General features: G+C 61.1%; 16 protein-coding genes and 1 riboswitch. Of the genes, 6 read left to right on the top strand and 10 right to left on the bottom strand.

What is annotated here, in order from left to right; translation table 11 throughout:
* The 5 genes from ACIONG_RS21780 to ACIONG_RS21760 all read right to left on the bottom strand — a co-directional run.
* Positions 1-114 (bottom strand): hypothetical protein (locus ACIONG_RS21780; protein ID WP_401302622.1); only part of this gene is annotated, 114 nt, incomplete at its 3' end.
* A gap of 41 nt (positions 115-155) precedes the next feature.
* On the bottom strand, positions 156-764 hold the full coding sequence (locus tag ACIONG_RS21775; RefSeq protein WP_213027357.1) for a YqiA/YcfP family alpha/beta fold hydrolase: 609 nt from the start codon (positions 762-764) through the stop codon (positions 156-158).
* A 158-nt stretch (positions 765-922) separates the two neighbouring features.
* On the bottom strand, positions 923-1,738 hold the full coding sequence (cpdA, locus tag ACIONG_RS21770) for a 3',5'-cyclic-AMP phosphodiesterase (protein WP_213027356.1): 816 nt from the start codon (positions 1,736-1,738) through the stop codon (positions 923-925).
* A 99-nt stretch (positions 1,739-1,837) separates the two neighbouring features.
* The gene (locus ACIONG_RS21765; protein ID WP_064117171.1) at positions 1,838-2,290 is read right to left on the bottom strand and encodes a DUF1249 domain-containing protein; all 453 of its coding nucleotides are present in this window, start codon (positions 2,288-2,290) and stop codon (positions 1,838-1,840) included.
* The gene (locus ACIONG_RS21760) at positions 2,281-2,898 is read right to left on the bottom strand and encodes an NUDIX domain-containing protein (protein WP_103304639.1); all 618 of its coding nucleotides are present in this window, start codon (positions 2,896-2,898) and stop codon (positions 2,281-2,283) included. The genes ACIONG_RS21765 and ACIONG_RS21760 overlap by 10 nt, the downstream gene beginning before the upstream one ends.
* 243 nt (positions 2,899-3,141) lie before the next feature.
* Between ACIONG_RS21760 and ACIONG_RS21755 the strand changes: the two genes are divergently transcribed.
* Positions 3,142-3,888, top strand: a complete 747-nt coding sequence (locus ACIONG_RS21755) for an RsiV family protein (protein WP_103304638.1) — start codon at positions 3,142-3,144, stop codon at positions 3,886-3,888.
* On the opposite strand, the gene cytX is transcribed toward ACIONG_RS21755, so the two are convergent.
* Both cytX and thiC read right to left on the bottom strand, forming a co-directional pair.
* The gene (cytX, locus tag ACIONG_RS21750) at positions 3,857-5,149 is read right to left on the bottom strand and encodes a putative hydroxymethylpyrimidine transporter CytX (RefSeq protein WP_103304637.1); all 1,293 of its coding nucleotides are present in this window, start codon (positions 5,147-5,149) and stop codon (positions 3,857-3,859) included. The genes ACIONG_RS21755 and cytX overlap by 32 nt on opposite strands.
* 167 nt (positions 5,150-5,316) lie before the next feature.
* Positions 5,317-7,206, bottom strand: coding sequence for a phosphomethylpyrimidine synthase ThiC (gene thiC / locus ACIONG_RS21745; RefSeq protein ID WP_103304636.1), 1,890 nt, complete (start codon positions 7,204-7,206; stop codon positions 5,317-5,319).
* A gap of 146 nt (positions 7,207-7,352) precedes the next feature.
* Positions 7,353-7,458: riboswitch (TPP riboswitch) on the bottom strand.
* 206 nt (positions 7,459-7,664) lie between these two features.
* Between thiC and ACIONG_RS21740 the strand changes: the two genes are divergently transcribed.
* Positions 7,665-9,098, top strand: a complete 1,434-nt coding sequence (locus ACIONG_RS21740; protein ID WP_213027354.1) for a TolC family outer membrane protein — start codon at positions 7,665-7,667, stop codon at positions 9,096-9,098.
* Positions 9,099-9,281: 183 nt separating this feature from the next.
* Here the strand turns inward: ACIONG_RS21740 and waaA are convergent, their stop codons facing one another.
* Together waaA and ACIONG_RS21730 are read right to left on the bottom strand one after the other, a co-directional pair.
* Positions 9,282-10,556 (bottom strand): lipid IV(A) 3-deoxy-D-manno-octulosonic acid transferase, encoded by a 1,275-nt coding sequence (waaA, locus tag ACIONG_RS21735; RefSeq protein ID WP_401302612.1) that lies wholly within the window; start codon positions 10,554-10,556, stop codon positions 9,282-9,284.
* An 11-nt stretch (positions 10,557-10,567) separates the two neighbouring features.
* Positions 10,568-11,464, bottom strand: coding sequence for a LysR family transcriptional regulator (locus ACIONG_RS21730; protein WP_103304633.1), 897 nt, complete (start codon positions 11,462-11,464; stop codon positions 10,568-10,570).
* Positions 11,465-11,572: 108 nt separating this feature from the next.
* Here ACIONG_RS21730 and ACIONG_RS21725 point away from each other — a divergent pair, with 108 nt between their 5' ends.
* The 4 genes from ACIONG_RS21725 to ACIONG_RS21710 all read left to right on the top strand — a co-directional run bounded on the left by ACIONG_RS21725 (position 11,573) and on the right by ACIONG_RS21710 (position 15,155).
* A complete protein-coding gene (locus ACIONG_RS21725) occupies positions 11,573-11,905 on the top strand; it encodes a multidrug efflux SMR transporter (RefSeq protein ID WP_103304632.1) in 333 nt (110 codons plus the stop codon).
* 268 nt (positions 11,906-12,173) lie between these two features.
* Complete coding sequence (locus ACIONG_RS21720) at positions 12,174-13,349, top strand: NAD(P)/FAD-dependent oxidoreductase (protein ID WP_401302609.1); 1,176 nt, start codon at positions 12,174-12,176, stop codon at positions 13,347-13,349.
* Positions 13,346-14,158, top strand: coding sequence for an aldo/keto reductase (locus ACIONG_RS21715; protein WP_213027350.1), 813 nt, complete (start codon positions 13,346-13,348; stop codon positions 14,156-14,158). The genes ACIONG_RS21720 and ACIONG_RS21715 overlap by 4 nt, the downstream gene beginning before the upstream one ends.
* A gap of 31 nt (positions 14,159-14,189) precedes the next feature.
* Positions 14,190-15,155: a metal ABC transporter ATPase gene (locus ACIONG_RS21710; RefSeq protein WP_103304629.1), complete on the top strand. Its 966-nt coding sequence runs from the start codon at positions 14,190-14,192 to the stop codon at positions 15,153-15,155.
* A gap of 4 nt (positions 15,156-15,159) precedes the next feature.
* Here the strand turns inward: ACIONG_RS21710 and ACIONG_RS21705 are convergent, their stop codons facing one another.
* Positions 15,160-15,960 (bottom strand): hypothetical protein, encoded by an 801-nt coding sequence (locus ACIONG_RS21705; protein ID WP_213027349.1) that lies wholly within the window; start codon positions 15,958-15,960, stop codon positions 15,160-15,162.
* Positions 15,961-15,973 lie beyond the last annotated feature (13 nt).

The following is a 15,973-nucleotide window of genomic DNA, read 5'->3' as shown; positions in this document are numbered from 1 at the left end:
GTGGTTCGGCCGACTGGTGTCGGTGTACATGCCGGGGCGTTTGCGCACCGGGTCGAGGCCCGAGAGGACTTCGATGGCGTCGGCGTTATAAGAGCTAGCGCTGGGAGTGGCCATAGGGTCTCGTCGTCAGTCATTCATGAAATAGGGGCAAGACTTCACAGTGCGGTGAAATCGATTGCCTGATACAAATCGGCGCCAATGCCGGCAAAACTCAACAACGCCGGCAATTGCCCGGTAAATCCTTGGTAACCATGGTCGCCGCCGGCCTGAATGCGCAAGGCACAGGCCCGGTAATACTGCTGGGCGAGGCGATAGTCCAGTGTTTCATCGCCGGTCTGCAACCAGACCTGATAACGCTGTGCATCCTGGGGTGCCGGCACTTCCAGTTCGGCCAGCGCCGTCACATGGTCATGGGTCAATTCCCAGGTTTCATCGGTATACAGGTTTTTCTGCGTGCCCAGATAACCGTCGAACATCCGGTGCGGACTGACGGCCGGGTTGACCAACAGGGCTTTCAGGCCATGGCGCTCGGCCAGGTGAGTCGCATAGTAGCCGCCGAGTGAGCTTCCCACCAGCAACGGGCTGCCCAGTTCGGCAATCGCTTGCTCCAACTGACCGATGGCTTCGCGCGGATGGTGATGCAGGGCCGGGACACGCAGTTGATCGCTCAAACCCAGCCGTTTCATTACCTCGACCAGTTGACAGGCCTTTTTCGAGGCCGGTGCGCTGTTGAAGCCGTGGATATAGAGGATCGAACCGGACATTTGAGCTCCCTGGGTGTCGGCGAAAGATAGCGGAGTTTACAGGGAGTCAGGGAATTCGTGGGTGTTTGTAAGGACGCCTTCGCGAGCAGGCTCGCTCCCACGGGTGTTCGCATTCCAATGTGGGAGCGAGCCTGCCCGCGAAGGCCGCGACTCGGTATTCAGTAGCCGTTGGAGCCGTAATCGATGGTGAATTCGAAATCGGTAACGCGCTCAACACCCGTTTCGAGGCGACCATCCGGCAGCAGCCGCAACCAGCGATAACCCGGCGCCTGCTCACCGACTTTGAAGTCCTCACTGCCCGGTTCGAACTGAATGCAGGTCGACGGCGAGGCCATCAGGCGCACGCCATTGCGCTCGCGATCAATTTCCTGATGCACATGCCCCCACAACACCGCCCTCGCCTGTGGAAAACGATCCAGCACCTCGAAAAACGCCTCAGGATTGCGCAAGCCGATCGGTTCCATCCACGCGCAATCGATCGACACCGGATGATGGTGGAAGCACACCAGATGATGACGCTCCGGCGCTTCGCTCAACGAGCGGGCCAGCAGTTGCAGTTGATCGTCCTGAAGATAACCCGGCACTGAACCCGGCACCGCAGAATCCAGAAGAGTCACCCGCCAGTTGCCGATATCGACCACCGACTCCAGCAGCGCGCTCTGCACCGCCGCCACCGCCATGATTTGCGGTTCGTCGTGATTGCCGGGAATCCAGCGCGCGGGTGCATCGATCTGCGCGCTCATTTCACGAAACTGCTGATACGACTCCAGCGTGCCGTCCTGGGAAATATCGCCAGTAGCCAGAATCAAATCGATCTGGGGCTGCTGCCCCAGCACCAGCTCAATGACCTTTTGCAGGCTCTCGCGGGTGTTCATGCCCAACAGCGTGCCGTCCGCTTCAGCGAACAGATGGCTGTCGGACAACTGCACCAGCAACGCCGGATCGGCGGTGGTCAACGTGGATACGCTCGGCAAGGCGTTCTCCCAGGGCAAAGGCACGGATTCGGTTGAATGGCGCAATTATGCTGGGGGACGAGTGAAAGGGGAAACCGCCGAACCGGACGCAGTTCACAACTAGCGTACGACTTCGTACTCGTGCCCCAACGCCAGGCAATGACTCAGCCATTCCCCCAGGAACAGATTGAGCTGAGCTTTTTCATCGGGCTGATGCATCGCGGCGTTCGGGTAAGGATAGATGCCGCGAAAGCGTCGTGCATGTTCGGCGCTGACCACTTCGGCCATGCGTGCGTCGTGATAGACCTGAACTTCCAGTTGCGGCACCGGCAGCCACGGCAGGCTGTGTTCCTGGCGCACTTGCAAGGTGGTGGTGTACGGACAGGTCTGCAGGACTTCGAGGGCCAGCACGCCGAGCATTTGCTCACCCTGAGTCACGGCGATGCGCCGCGCTTCGGGTTCGTTGCGCATGTCCGGCACCAGTCGCATCAGGCGCGCGTAATTGGCCTCGCAGGCGGCTTGCAGCCCTGCGAGGTCAACCCGATAACGATCGCGCAGCTTGTTTACGACCATAACCCCCTCACTTCGGCGCGGTTCAGCGCCAGCCATTGCAAGGCGATGATGCTCGCCGCGTTGGCAATGCGTCCGTCGCGTACGGCCTGTAAGGCATCTTCGAAGGCCCAGACCGTGACGCGGATATCTTCTGCCTCTTCCTCCAGCCCATGCAGGCCGCCAACGCCGTCGGTGCTGCAACGCCCCAGATACAAATGCACGAACTCGTTGCTGCCGCCCGGCGACGGGAAATATTTGGTCATCGGCCACAGGGCCTTGATGTCCAGCCCAGCTTCCTCCTGCGCTTCGCGGTGAGCAACTTCTTCCGGCACTTCTTCCTTGTCGATCAGACCGGCGACCAGCTCGACCAGCCATGGGTTGTCAGTCTTGCCCATGGCACCCACACGAAACTGCTCGATCAGCACCACTTCGTCGCGCTGCGGATCGTAGGGCAGCATGCACACGGCATCATGACGCACGAACACTTCGCGATTGATCTCCCGACTCATGCCGCCGGCAAACAACTCATGGCGCAGGTGCAAACGGTCGAGCTTGTAGAAGCCCTCGTAGCAGCGCTCGCGCTTTACCACATCGACGGTGGTCGGAATGGCGTTGGCAAAATCAGTCATGAAGCATCCTCTTTACTGCGAATCCATTACGAGGTGCCTTTTTGTTACCTGCAACGTGTCACCGGCAACCTCGACTTCGCGCCATCCTAACGCGCCCGCACCGTTTGATGCAGCCCCTTTACCGTCAGCGGGATGGACGGTGGAGGCGAAACCCACTCTAATTAGCTTAGTGGCGAACTGACTGCTTCTGCGAGAGTCGAAGCGGATATCTTTTTGCCTTCCCCTGCTTTCGAAAGGACGCCCATGTCGCTTTTCAAAATTGCCTCCGTGGCCGCCATCGCCCTGACTCTGGGTGCCTGCGCCAGCCTGTTCCAGCCCAATTACCGCACACCGCTGGAGACCACCCGCGATGCGTCGGAACAGCTGAAACCCGGCTGCTCCAACCCTGACTGCCCACTGGTGAATATCGACACTCTGCGCTTCCCGGCAGAACCGGCACTGGACGGGATCATCGAAAAACGTCTGTTGCAAATGACCCGCACCGAGAAAAACGCGCCGGTGGCGCCGACCCTGGCAGCCTATCGCGAGCAGTTCCTGGCCAATGCCGGCCCGCGCAACAGCAGCTACCTGCAAGCGAAAGTACGTGAGCAGCATGACGGCTTGGTGATCATCGAGTTGTCGAGCTACCTCGACACCGGCGGCGCACATGGCACCCCGGGGCGCGGTTTCATCAACTATTCGCGCCAGCAGCACAAGGTGCTGAACCTGTCGGACATGCTGCTGCCGGGTCAGGAAGACGCGTTCTGGAAGGCTGCGCAAGTAGCGCACAACAGCTGGTTGATCAGCACCAAGCTCGATCAGGAAGCGGAGTTCGTCAAGAACTGGCCGTTCGTGAAAACCCAGAACGTGGCGCTGACCTATGGCGGCGTGATCCTCAAGTACGACGTGACCACCATCGCGCCTTACGCGCTGGGCCACGTCGAACTGAAGATTCCTTATCCGCGTCTGAACGGCATCCTTAAGCCCGAGCTGTTTCCCGGCCGTAACTGAAGGCCCGGCCCAGCACGAACTGCAACAGCCCTGCCAGCACCAGCGCCGGCAGGGTTGCGCCGACATCCGGATACAGATTCGCCAGCAAGTGGTAGGTGCTCACGCCACCCAGCCACGCCAACAGCGCTGGCCAGCGCAATGCGGCTGACGCGACCTGAGCACTGCGCTTGCGCAGAATGAAGTGATCCACCAGCACCACGCCAAACAGCGGCGCAAACACCGAACCGATCAGCAGCAGAAAATTCTGGTACTGCGCCAATGGCGCCAGCAAGGCGATCAGCGTGCAGATCACGCCGATGGCCAAGGCCAGATGCTCGACTTTCAAGCGCAACAGAATCCCGCTGGACACCGCTGCCGAGTGAATGTCGGCGAAGGCGTTTTCCGACTCATCGAGCAGAATCAGCAGCAGCGGAATGCCCAGCCCGGCACCCGCCAGGGCCAACAGCAGCGCGTTGACTTCACCGCTCGGTGCGAACGCCAAGGTGTAGGCAACGCCGAGGCTCATCAGCCAGAAATTGCCGATAAAGAAGCCGATCGCGGTGCCACCGAAAACGTTCTTCGCGCGCTTGCCGAAACGCGAGTAATCGGCGATCAGCGGCAGCCACGACAGCGGCATCGCGATAGCAATGTCGAAGCCCACGGCGAACGGCAGCGAGCCGTCACCGGCCTGCGCCCATAGCGCCGCCAGATCAGCCTTGGCGAACAGGTTCCAGGTCAGCCAGATGCACGCGCCGAGCAGCAGCCAGATCCCCCACTTGCGCAGGATCTGCCGGACGAATGTCAGCGGCCCGCTGACTGCAAGCAAGGTCGCCAGCGTGCCGAAAAACAAGGTCCACAGCAGCGGGTAAGCCCACAGCGAGTGCTCGCCGAAAGCGCGGGTGCCCAGCAGGCTGGCGGCGTCGCGCATAACGATGATTTCAAAGGAGCCCCAACCGATCAGTTGCAGCAGATTGAGCAGCGCCGGCAGGCTCGCGCCTTTGCGGCCGAGGCTGAGTTTCAGCGCGGCCATCGACGACAGGCCGGTGTCGCTGCCGATCACGCCGACGGCGGCCAGCAGCAAAACGCCGACCAGCGTGCCGAGGAAAATCGCCAGTAACGAACCGGACAGGCCCAGACCTGGCGCCAGTAGCGCACCGGTCTGCAAGACCATCAGGCCGATGCCGAGGGAAAACCACAGGGAAAACAGATCGCGGCCGCCGAATACACGCTTGTCGGCGGGCACGGCGAGATCGGGGGAATAAGTGCTGGGTTGAATGCTCAAGGGTGTTATCTCAGAGGGACATTTGTTGTTTTTTTGATCGCCATCGCGGGCAAGCCCGCTCCCACAGAATCCTCGCTGAACACAAATCTTGTGGGCAACGCAAAACACTGTGGGAGCGGGCTTGCCCGCGATGACGGCGGCGCGAGCGCCGCCGGACTCAGGTCAGATCAAACCTTCTTGTACAGCTGACTGCCTTCCTTCTTGAACCGCTCGGCCTGTTCCGCCAGGCCCTGGGCGACGTCCACGTCGACCGCGTCGATCCGCTGGTTGGCCGCGTATTCGCGGACTTCCTGGGTGATCTTCATCGAGCAGAATTTCGGCCCGCACATCGAACAGAAGTGCGCGACCTTCGCCGAGTCCTTCGGCAGTGTTTCATCGTGATACGAACGGGCGGTGTCCGGGTCCAGACCGAGGTTGAACTGGTCTTCCCAACGGAATTCGAACCGCGCCTTGCTCAAGGCGTTGTCGCGAATCTGCGCGCCCGGGTGGCCCTTCGCAAGGTCGGCGGCGTGAGCGGCGATCTTGTAGGTGATGATCCCGGTCTTCACGTCATCCTTGTTCGGCAGGCCCAAGTGCTCTTTCGGCGTCACGTAGCAGAGCATCGCGCAACCGAACCAGCCGATCATCGCCGCACCGATACCCGAGGTGATGTGGTCGTAACCCGGCGCGATGTCGGTGGTCAGCGGGCCGAGGGTGTAGAACGGCGCCTCGTCGCAGCACTCGAGCTGCTTGTCCATGTTCTCTTTGATCAACTGCATCGGCACGTGGCCCGGGCCTTCGATCATGCACTGCACGTCGTGTTTCCAGGCGATCTTGGTCAGCTCGCCGAGGGTTTCCAGTTCGCCGAATTGCGCTTCATCGTTGGCGTCGGCAATCGAGCCCGGACGCAAGCCATCGCCCAGCGAGAAGCTGACGTCGTAGGCCTTCATGATTTCGCAGATTTCGTCGAAGTGGGTGTAGAGGAAGTTTTCTTTGTGATGCGCCAGGCACCACTTGGCCATGATCGAACCGCCACGGGACACGATGCCGGTCACGCGTTTGGCGGTCAGCGGCACATAGCGCAGCAGTACGCCGGCGTGAATGGTGAAGTAGTCGACGCCCTGCTCCGCCTGTTCGATCAGCGTGTCGCGGAACAGCTCCCAGGTCAGGTCTTCAGCCACGCCGTTGACCTTCTCCAGCGCCTGATAGATCGGTACGGTGCCGATCGGCACTGGCGAGTTGCGGATGATCCACTCGCGGGTTTCGTGGATGTGTTTGCCGGTGGACAAGTCCATCACGGTGTCCGAACCCCAGCGAATGCCCCAGGTCAGTTTCGCCACTTCTTCTTCGATGGACGAACCCAGGGCGCTGTTGCCGATGTTGCCGTTGATCTTCACCAGGAAGTTACGGCCGATGATCATCGGTTCCAGTTCGACGTGGTTGATGTTGGCCGGAATGATTGCACGGCCACGGGCGATTTCTTCGCGGACGAATTCGGCGGTGATTTCTTTCGGGATGCTGGCGCCGAAGCTGTGGCCGGCGTGTTGCTGCTGCAACAGACCTGCGGCGCGGGCTTCTTGCAGCTTCATGTTTTCGCGGATGGCGACGTATTCCATCTCGGCGGTGATGATGCCTTTACGTGCGTAGTGCATCTGGCTGACGTTGGCCCCGGCCTTGGCGCGGCGCGGGTTGTTGACGTGAGCGAAGCGCAGTTTGGTCAGCTCTGGGTCGGCGAGGCGTTCCTGGCCGAAGTTCGAGCTCAGACCTGGCAGACGCTCGGTGTCGCCACGGTCGTCGATCCATGCCGAACGCACATCGCCGAGACCTTTACGCACATCGATCACCACGTTCGGATCGGTGTACGGGCCGGAGGTGTCGTAGACGGTGACTGGCGCGTTGATTTCGCCACCGAAGTCGGTCGGGGTCACATCGAGGGTGATTTCGCGCATTGGCACGCGGATGTCCGGACGGGAGCCCTGAACGTAGATTTTTTGCGAACGGGTGAACGGCTTGACCGATTGCTCGTCGACCTTGGCCGAGTCACTCAGGTTGATCGCGTTTTTAGATTTTGTAGTCATCACGGGCTCTCCAGACAGCATCCAGGCAGTGGATTGTCGGAGCAGAACCTGAAAGGCACGGACGCACCAGGACCGGTGCTGTGCATCGTCGTCGAGCGTTCGATTGTCGAACAATTTCCCGGACGAAGCACAAGAGGACTCGCCGGGTGACGAGAAATCTTGTTCCCTACGCAGGCGCTAACCTGATCAGGTTCAACGGGATCCGAAATTATTCGATCTCAGCCTCATAGCAAGGCACCCCGACAAGAACCCGGCCAGTCTAGACACAACCGGCAAAGAACGCCAACACCGCAGCAAACACCATGATGAATGGCGCAATTGGCGGGACTTGCAGGATTGTTGCCGCACGATTGCGCAACTACACTCGCTGTGCCCTGCGCGCCTTGACGCTACCGGGGCCGCGCCGTAGCCTTGGCGCTCACATTATTTTCGTAATATTTCTTGCTAGGGATCGCCTCATGCTGCGCAAACTTTCACTGGCTCTTGCCGTGTCTTGTGCGTCCAACGCAATGGCCTGGGCAGCAGAAGCGCCCTTGTCGAGCAAAACCGATCTGGTCAGCGTCTATCAGGAAGCGGTCGACAACAACGCCGATCTGGCCGCTGCCCGCGCCCAGTACGGCGCACAGAAGGAAGTGGTGCCGCAGGCCCGCGCCGGATTGCTGCCGAATCTTTCCGGCGGCGCTGAAGTTGCCGACGTACGCACCTCGATCGACCAGCCTTCGGCCATTGCCAACCGCAGCGCGCATTCCTATCAGGCGACGCTCGCCCAACCGCTGTTCCGCGCCGATCGCTGGTTCCAGTATCAGGCGGCCAAGGACGTCAACGAGCAGGCCGCGCTGCAACTGTCGGCCACCGAACAGAACCTGATCCTGCAATCGGCCGAAAGCTATTTCAACGTGCTGCGCAGTCAGGACAATCTGGCCTCGACCAAGGCCGAAGAAGCGGCGTTCAAGCGCCAGCTCGATCAGTCCAACGAGCGCTTCGATGTCGGCCTGTCGGACAAGACCGATGTGCTGCAATCGCAAGCCAGTTACGACACCGCGCGGGCCAACCGGATCGTCGCCCAGCGTCAGGTCGATGATGCGTTCGAAGCACTGATCACCCTGACCAACCGTCAGTACAACTCGATTCAGGGCATCGTCCACACGCTGCCGATCCTGCCGCCGGCGCCGAACGACGCCAAGGCGTGGGTCGATACGGCGGCGAAACAGAACCTCAATCTGCTCGCCAGCAACTTCGCCGTCAGCTCGGCCGAACAGACCCTGAAGCAGCGCAAGGCCGGCCACCTGCCGACCCTCGACGCCGTGGCCAAATACGAAAAAGGCGACAACGACGCCCTCGGTTTCGCCAACCCGAATGCTTTTGGCACGCCATACCGTGGCAACGTCGAACAGAGCACGCTGGGCCTGCAACTGAACATCCCGATCTACAGCGGCGGGTTGACCAGTTCGCAAGTGCGCCAGTCGTATGAACAACTGAATCAGAGCGAACAGCAGCGCGAATCCCTGCGTCGGCAGATCGTCGAAAACACCCGCAATCTGCATCGCGCGGTCAACACCGACGTTGAGCAGGTGCAGGCACGCCGTCAGTCGATCATCTCCAACCAGAGCGCGGTGGAAGCCACGGAAATCGGTTATCAGGTCGGTACGCGCAACATCGTCGACGTGCTCGATGCCCAGCGTCAGCTGTACACCTCGGTGCGCAACTACAACAACACCCGCTACGACTACATCCTCGACAACCTGCGCTTGAAGCAGGCGGCGGGGACGTTGAACCCGGGGGACTTGCAGGATCTGACGCGGTATCTGAAGGCCGACTACAACCCGGACAAGGACTTCCTGCCACCGGATCTGGCCAAGGCTGCCGAGGCGCAGCTCAAGGCACGGCCTTAAACAATCTGGATAAATCCCTTGTGGCGAGGGGATTTAGCGAAACGTCGCACCGCCCCGATGGGCTGCGAAGCAGCCCTAAAACATTCATCGCGGTCATTCAGTCATATCTAGGAAACAGGGTTTACGACTGCTGAGCAGCCGATCGGGGATAAATCCCCTCGCCACAATAAGTGTTCCACGCGACTATTTGATCAACCTGCCTAAGCCATCCAGCAAACGCTGCAACGCGCCCTGGTTGCGACGCATCACCGCCAGCCCGGCTTCGGCCATGCGCTGCGCATCACGCGGCAGTTCGAACAGGCGCTGCACTTCCACCGCCAGCCCTTCGGCATCATCCACCTCGGCCAACGCGCCAGCCTCACGCAATTGCGCGGCGATATCGAGGAAGTTGAACAGGTGCGGGCCACTCAACACCGGTTTCGCCAGCGCGGCGGGCTCCAGCAGGTTGTGCCCACCATTCGCCACCAGGCTGCCGCCGACAAACGCGCTGTCCGCCAGTGCATAGAGAAACAGCAACTCGCCCATGGTGTCGCCGAGCAGTACCGACGTCTGCGCATTGACACTGACGCCGGTCGAGCGACGCACCGTGGCAAAGCCTTCGCGCTGGCACAGTTCGAACACCGAGTTGAAACGCTCCGGATGACGCGGCACCAGGATCAGCAGCGCATTCGGATAGTTGGCGAGCAAACGACGGTGCGCGTCCAGCACCACTTCATCCTCGCCTTCGTGAGTGCTGGCGGCGATCCACACCGGACGCTCCAGCGCCAGCCATTGGCCGCGCAACTCAGCGGCTCGTTGCAGCAGTTGCGGGTCGATGGTCAGGTCGAACTTGATCGAGCCGGTGACCTCGACCGTCTCCGGGCGCGCACCGAGATCACGGAAGCGCTGCGCCTCAGTGGCGGTCTGCACGGCGAAAAAGCTCATCTCGGCGAGCATCGGCGCGGTCAGTTTGCTGAAGCGCGCATAACCGCGAGCCGAGCGCTCGGACAGGCGTCCGTTGGCCAGCGCCACGGGAATCCCGCGTTTGGCGCATTGGTGAATGTGGTTGGGCCACAATTCGGTTTCCATGATCACCGCGAGCTTCGGTTGCGCTCGATCGAGAAACCGCGCCGCCGCGCACGGTAAGTCGTATGGCAGGTAACAATGCTGAATGCGTGGCTCGTTGGCGAACAGCGCCTGAATCCGCTCGGAACCGGTCGGGGTCATGCAGGTCACGGTAATCGGCAGCTGTGGATAACGTTGCAGTAGCGCGTGGATCATCGGCGCGGCAGCGATACTTTCACCCACGGACACCGCGTGCACCCAGATGCCGCCGGGTTGCAGCGTCGGCATCCCGTAGGAGAAACGCTCGCCAATCCGCTTGGCATACGCCGGTGCCTTGCGCGAGCGCAGCCACAGCCGAATCGCCACCAATGGCAGCCCCAGGTAAAACAGCGCGGTGTAGAGAGTTCTATTCATGGCGGCGGAGTTTATCGACTTTTGCCGTCGATCGCCTGCAAGTGCACGGCAAAACGTTCAGCCAGCCAGCACGCGGCCGGACCAAGTGGCTCGTCGCGTCGCCAGACCAACTCGACCACCAGCGCCGGCGGGGTCCATTCGCTGTCGAGTTCGACCATCAATCCCTGATACGCCGAGTACTGCACCACATGGCGCGGCAACCAGGCCCAGCCAAGATCGCGCACCAGCCATTCGGCCATCACGTAAAAACTGTCGGCACGCCATACCTGCGGGCTGGCCGGTTCGTTGCCGGGATAGACACTGGTTTGCGTCGACATCAACAACTGCCGGTGTTGCGCCAGTTGCTGGCAAGTGACCCAGGATTGCGTCGCCAACGGATGATTGATGCCGCAGACCGTGACCATTTCCACACTGCCAAGCACCCGCCGCTCCAGCGCTTCGGGGATCTCGTCGTGATAGAACAACAGCCCGAGATCGGCGCGGCGCTCCACCAGTTTGCGGGCGACCTCGCCTTGGGCGGCGCTGGTCAATTGCACTTCCAGGCTGGGAAATTGCTCGGCCAGCGCACCAAAACTTTCCACCAGCGCCTGATAGGGCATCGCCTCATCCTGTGCCACGCGCAACTGCGCTTCCTGCCCGCGCATCATCGCCATGGCACGGCCGTTGAGGCGTTCGCATTGACGCAAGACTTCGCGGGCCTCTTCCAGCAACGCCTCTCCCGCTTCGGTGAGGCACGGCTGGCGACCGCTGCTACGCTCGAAGAGACTGACGCCCAGATCATCTTCGAGCAGGGCGATGGCGCTGCTGATCGCCGACTGCGCCTTGCGCTGCTTGCGCGCCACGGCGGAGAACGAGCGCTGTTCGGCGACATCGATGAAAACGCGTAGCTGATCGAGATTCCACTGCATGTTGCGTCACCAACCCATCTTTTAAACAGATAGGTAATGACTTTACCGCATCTGGTGAATCTCTAGAATGCCGCCTCAGCAAGCAACGTTTCCTATGAGGGTTTACACATGAACGCCTACGTCTATCTGGCCATTGCCATCTGCGCCGAAGTGATAGCCACCGTTTCGATGAAAGCGGTCAAGGGCATCAGTACGCCGCTGCCGCTGATTCTGGTGATCGTCGGCTACGGCATCGCCTTCTGGATGCTGACGCTGGTGGTGCGTACCGTGCCGGTGGGCGTGGCCTACGCGGTATGGGCCGGCATGGGCATCGTCATGGTCAGCGTGGCGGCGCTGTTTATCTATGGGCAGAAACTGGATATCCCGGCGATGCTCGGGATGGCGCTGATCGTGCTCGGCGTGGTCGTCATCCAGCTGTTCTCGAAAACCGCCGGCCATTAATCCCTCTCAAGCACATTCCAAAACCTGTGGCGAGGGAGCTTGCTCCCGCTCGGCTGCGTAGCAGTCGTAAAATCGCACACCACCGAGTGTCAGCAATAACTCGGTCTCAGGTTTTGGGCTCGCTTCGCGACCCAGCGGGAGCAAGCTCCCTCGCCACAGGGGATTTGTCAGGCCAGAGGTTTTGCATTCGGCCTGTTGATCATCGACAAATCCGCCCCTTTCCCGAGTCTGTATACTGCGCCCTCGTCTTGAACACTGAGGTCGCTGCATGCCATCCGTTATTTCCACCGACGTTCTGATTGTCGGCGCTGGTGTCGCCGGCCTCTGGCTGAACGCGCGCCTGCGCCGTCAGGGTTTTTCGACCGTGCTGGTGGAAAGCGCCAGCCTCGGCGGCGGGCAGAGTGTGAAATCCCAAGGCATCATCCACGGTGGCGCCAAGTACGCGCTGCACGGCGCGCTGACCGGCGCCTCTGAAGCCATCGCCGACATGCCACGCCGCTGGCGTGAAGCGCTGGCCGGCGACGGTGAACTGGACCTGTCCGGCGTACGCCTGCTCTCCGAAGCTCACTACCTGTGGTCGCCGGGCACTCTGGCCGGCAACCTCACCAGTTTCTTCGCCAGCAAAGCCGTGCGTGGCCGTGTCGATCAGGTCAAGGGCGATCAATTGCCGCCGGCACTGCAGGACAAACGTTTCAAGGGCAAGGTCTATCGCCTCGCCGAACTGGTGGTCGATGTGCCGAGCCTGATTCAACGCCTGGCCGATCTGGCCGGCGACGGCTTGCTGGCCGGGCAAACCATCGAGCCGTTGCTGGAAGCGGGTGTGCTGGTCGGCTTGAAAGTCGACGGTCGCGAGATCCGTGCGCAGCGCATCGTCCTCAGCGCCGGCGCCGGCACCGCTGATCTGCTCACCGCTCTGGGCCTGAGCCATCCGGCCATGCAACGCCGACCACTGCACATGATCATCGCCAAAGGCCCGGGCCTGAAACCGCTGTACGCACACTGCCTGGGCGGCGGCACCAAGCCGCGTATCACCGTGACCACGCACCCGGCGGCGGATGGCCAATGGGTCTGGTACATGGGCGGCGACATCGCCGAGAGCGAAGGTGTAAACCGCGAGCCCGCCGAACAGATCGCCACCGCGCAGAAAGAAATCGCGCAGTTGCTGCCGTGGATCGACCTCAGCACCACGCAATGGGCGACCTTGCGCGTCGACCGTGCCGAGCCGCTGCAAACCGGCCTGACGCGCCCGGACAATGCCTTCCTCGCTGAAGAGGGACGCTTGCTGGTCGGCTGGCCGACCAAACTGGCGCTGGCTCCGGATTTTGCTGATCGGGTGATCGCCTCTCTGCAGCGCGACGGCATCCAGCCGCAAGCCGCCGAACCTTTGCCGCCCCTGGCAAAACCACCGCTGGGCGTGCCAGCCTGGGAGCAACTGCTGCCATGAGTATCGCTACCCTGCATGACTTGCATCGCCCGCTGGGCAGCACCGGCCTGACGGTTTCGCCACTGGGCCTGGGCACGGTCAAACTCGGCCGTGATCAAGGGGTGAAATACCCCAACGGTTTTCAGATCCCCGACGATGAGGCGGCGCGCATGCTGCTGCGGCAAGCGCAGGGTCTGGGCATCAACCTGATCGACACCGCGCCGGCTTATGGCCGCAGCGAAGAACGCCTCGGCCCGCTACTGCGGGGCCAGCGACAGGACTGGGTGATTGTCAGCAAGGTCGGCGAAGAGTTTGCCAACGGCGAGTCACGCCACGACTTCAGCGCGGCCCACACGCGCCTGTCGGTGGAGCGCAGCCTGCAACGTCTTGAAACCGATTTTATCGATCTGGTGCTGGTGCACTCCGACGGCAATGACATGGCGATCCTTGAGCACGAAGAGGTGTACGCCACACTCGCGGCGCTCAAGGCCGAGGGCAAGATTCGCGGCTTCGGTTTCTCCGGCAAAACCGTCGAAGGTGGCCTGAAGGCACTGGAGCAGGGCGACTGCGCGATGGTCACCTACAATCTGAACGAACAGAGCGAGAAGGCAGTCATTGACTATGCTGCTGCCCATGGCAAAGCCATTCTGGTGAAAAAGGCCCTGGCCAGCGGTCACGTTTGCCTGAGCCCAGGTGTGGACCCGGTGCGTGCCAGCTTCGAATTGCTGTTTGCCCAGCCCGGCGTAGCCAGTGCTATTGTCGGGACGATCAATCCGCTGCACCTCGCCCATAACGTTGCGACCGTTGCCCAGGTCCTTCGTGGTCACTGACGCCGCCCCGCGGCCTTAAGCAGGAGCCGATATGCCGCGCACGCTCATCAGGAAGAACCCGAGCAACTTCAAGACCCTGCCGCTGTTCGTCGAAGCCACCCCCGAAGGCCTGACCTATCAGAGCGTCGGCATGCCGCTGAACTTCGCGCAGACCTTGCAGCGACGCAAACCGGTGAGCGTGGCGGATGCCGAGCGCTTTTCGCTGGAGCTGGCGAATCTCGGAGTCTCGGTGCGCCTGACCCTGCATTGGCAGAATCGCGATTATTGGGTGCTGGTACGCCAGCGCCGGCAGGATCGCGGCGACGTGGTGCTGAAACTGATTTCCGGTTACGTACCGGCCCACGAACTGAATATTCCACTGCACACGGCCATCCAGGAAATTGCCGAAGAGTGTTTGCTGGAAACCCCGGAAGGCTGGCTCGGCGGACGTTTCAACGACACGTGGCTGCCGGCGCCCTACTCCTCCGCGCTGCATTACCGCGAGGCCTTGCCGTTTCGGCTGACGCCGTTGTCCGGCTCGGCGCGCCCGATTCGTTGCGCCAACCTGCAATTGCTGGAACGGCCGCGCGCCTATGTGCATTTGCCGACCGCGTCGCTGCAATTGATCTATGACTTGCGTCTGGACGTGCCCAAGGAAGCCAAATCTCTGAGCCTGTTCCATGTCGATGAGCGCCTGGAAGGTGATCAACTGGTGGCACGGCTCGACCGCAAGCGCCCCGACCTCTATCTGATGCCGCTCAAGGACGGTGCACCACTGGCCGAACTCTATACCCTCAAGCGCGACAAACTCCTGCCGGCCGGCACCCGCGGACTTTACCTCGCAGAGAGCTTCGCAACTCAAGAGGGCTGGGTCGTACGCGATGAACGAATTCGCTGGAAGGACTGGGTCGTGCAGCAAGGCCTGCAACCCGCAAAGCCCCCTCGCACAGGCCTCAAGCAACTGAGTCTGAAGGCGCTGCGTCTGGTTGGCATCGGCAAGAAACGCGCGAGCAAATAGCCGGTTAGCGCTTGCTATCGATCCATGTACGCAAGGTCGCGAAGAAATGGAAGTAGCGGTTTTCGCGCTTGCCCATGCCACGCTTGGGCGAGAACGACTCTTCGGCAAATGCGCCGGTAATGCGTACCCGTGATGCTTGGGTTTTCAATGTGCAAACCTTGGCATCAACCCGCTGCAATGCGTACTTGAGCAAACGCTCGGAGTGCAGCTTTCGCCCCGTCGCCTTGCAGAATTCGAAGATGCGCTCGATCCGCTTGCCGTAGGCGACGTAAGTGTCGCGCCCACAAATGGCAAAGCGGTCATTCAACCCGCCCCACCACTGCCAGTCAGGAATGTAGGCATTGTGCCGCCGGGCCTCTGGATGATTGAACACATAAGCAGGCAGCGGGTTGTGGAAGAAATTGTCCGGTCGCACGAACACCACGTAATCCGGATCGAAGGCCTCGATCATCGTGGTCACGGTGTGCAGCGAGTTGAGCTGATAGATCAGGTTGCGCAGCGACGCGAAGTCATCGGCCCACGTGTCGCCTTGTGCCTTGACCTGCTCGAAATCCCAGCGCTCCAGCACGCCTTCGGTTGAAGTCAGCGTCCCGGTCATCGATTCGAACGGCTGATAGTTGTCTGCCGCCAGCTCGCCTTTTTCGCCGGAGCGCGAGTTCTGCACTTCATCGATTTTGTACAGGTGATAAAAACACTTTACGTCGCTGCCCGCAGGCAACTGCGCCAGGACGTTCTGCTCGATGGAGGGGAAGCAAATCGGCGAGTTTCTCGGAATCCCGAAAAAGGCCACGGCAATTTTCAACACTCAACAGCACCTT

Source organism: Pseudomonas sp. NPDC087817 (genome assembly GCF_044742875.1).
Taxonomy (GTDB): domain Bacteria; phylum Pseudomonadota; class Gammaproteobacteria; order Pseudomonadales; family Pseudomonadaceae; genus Aquipseudomonas.
The sequence above is the reverse complement of the archived record's forward strand: the minus strand, read 5'-3'. Positions and strand labels throughout refer to the sequence as shown.

Bases quoted from the DNA above. Each gene is read 5' to 3' on its own strand.
- ACIONG_RS21755 (WP_103304638.1), top strand. From the start codon at position 3,142: ATGTCGCTTTTCAAAATTGCCTCCGTGGCCGCCATCGCCCTGACTCTG.
- ACIONG_RS21760 (WP_103304639.1), bottom strand. From the start codon at position 2,898: ATGACTGATTTTGCCAACGCCATTCCGACCACCGTCGATGTGGTAAAG.
- thiC (WP_103304636.1), bottom strand. From the start codon at position 7,206: ATGACTACAAAATCTAAAAACGCGATCAACCTGAGTGACTCGGCCAAG.
- ACIONG_RS21765 (WP_064117171.1), bottom strand. From the start codon at position 2,290: ATGGTCGTAAACAAGCTGCGCGATCGTTATCGGGTTGACCTCGCAGGG.
- ACIONG_RS21775 (WP_213027357.1), bottom strand. From the start codon at position 764: ATGTCCGGTTCGATCCTCTATATCCACGGCTTCAACAGCGCACCGGCC.
- waaA (WP_401302612.1), bottom strand. From the start codon at position 10,556: ATGAATAGAACTCTCTACACCGCGCTGTTTTACCTGGGGCTGCCATTG.
- ACIONG_RS21730 (WP_103304633.1), bottom strand. From the start codon at position 11,464: ATGCAGTGGAATCTCGATCAGCTACGCGTTTTCATCGATGTCGCCGAA.
- ACIONG_RS21720 (WP_401302609.1), top strand. From the start codon at position 12,174: ATGCCATCCGTTATTTCCACCGACGTTCTGATTGTCGGCGCTGGTGTC.
- ACIONG_RS21715 (WP_213027350.1), top strand. From the start codon at position 13,346: ATGAGTATCGCTACCCTGCATGACTTGCATCGCCCGCTGGGCAGCACC.
- ACIONG_RS21725 (WP_103304632.1), top strand. From the start codon at position 11,573: ATGAACGCCTACGTCTATCTGGCCATTGCCATCTGCGCCGAAGTGATA.
- ACIONG_RS21710 (WP_103304629.1), top strand. From the start codon at position 14,190: ATGCCGCGCACGCTCATCAGGAAGAACCCGAGCAACTTCAAGACCCTG.
- ACIONG_RS21740 (WP_213027354.1), top strand. From the start codon at position 7,665: ATGCTGCGCAAACTTTCACTGGCTCTTGCCGTGTCTTGTGCGTCCAAC.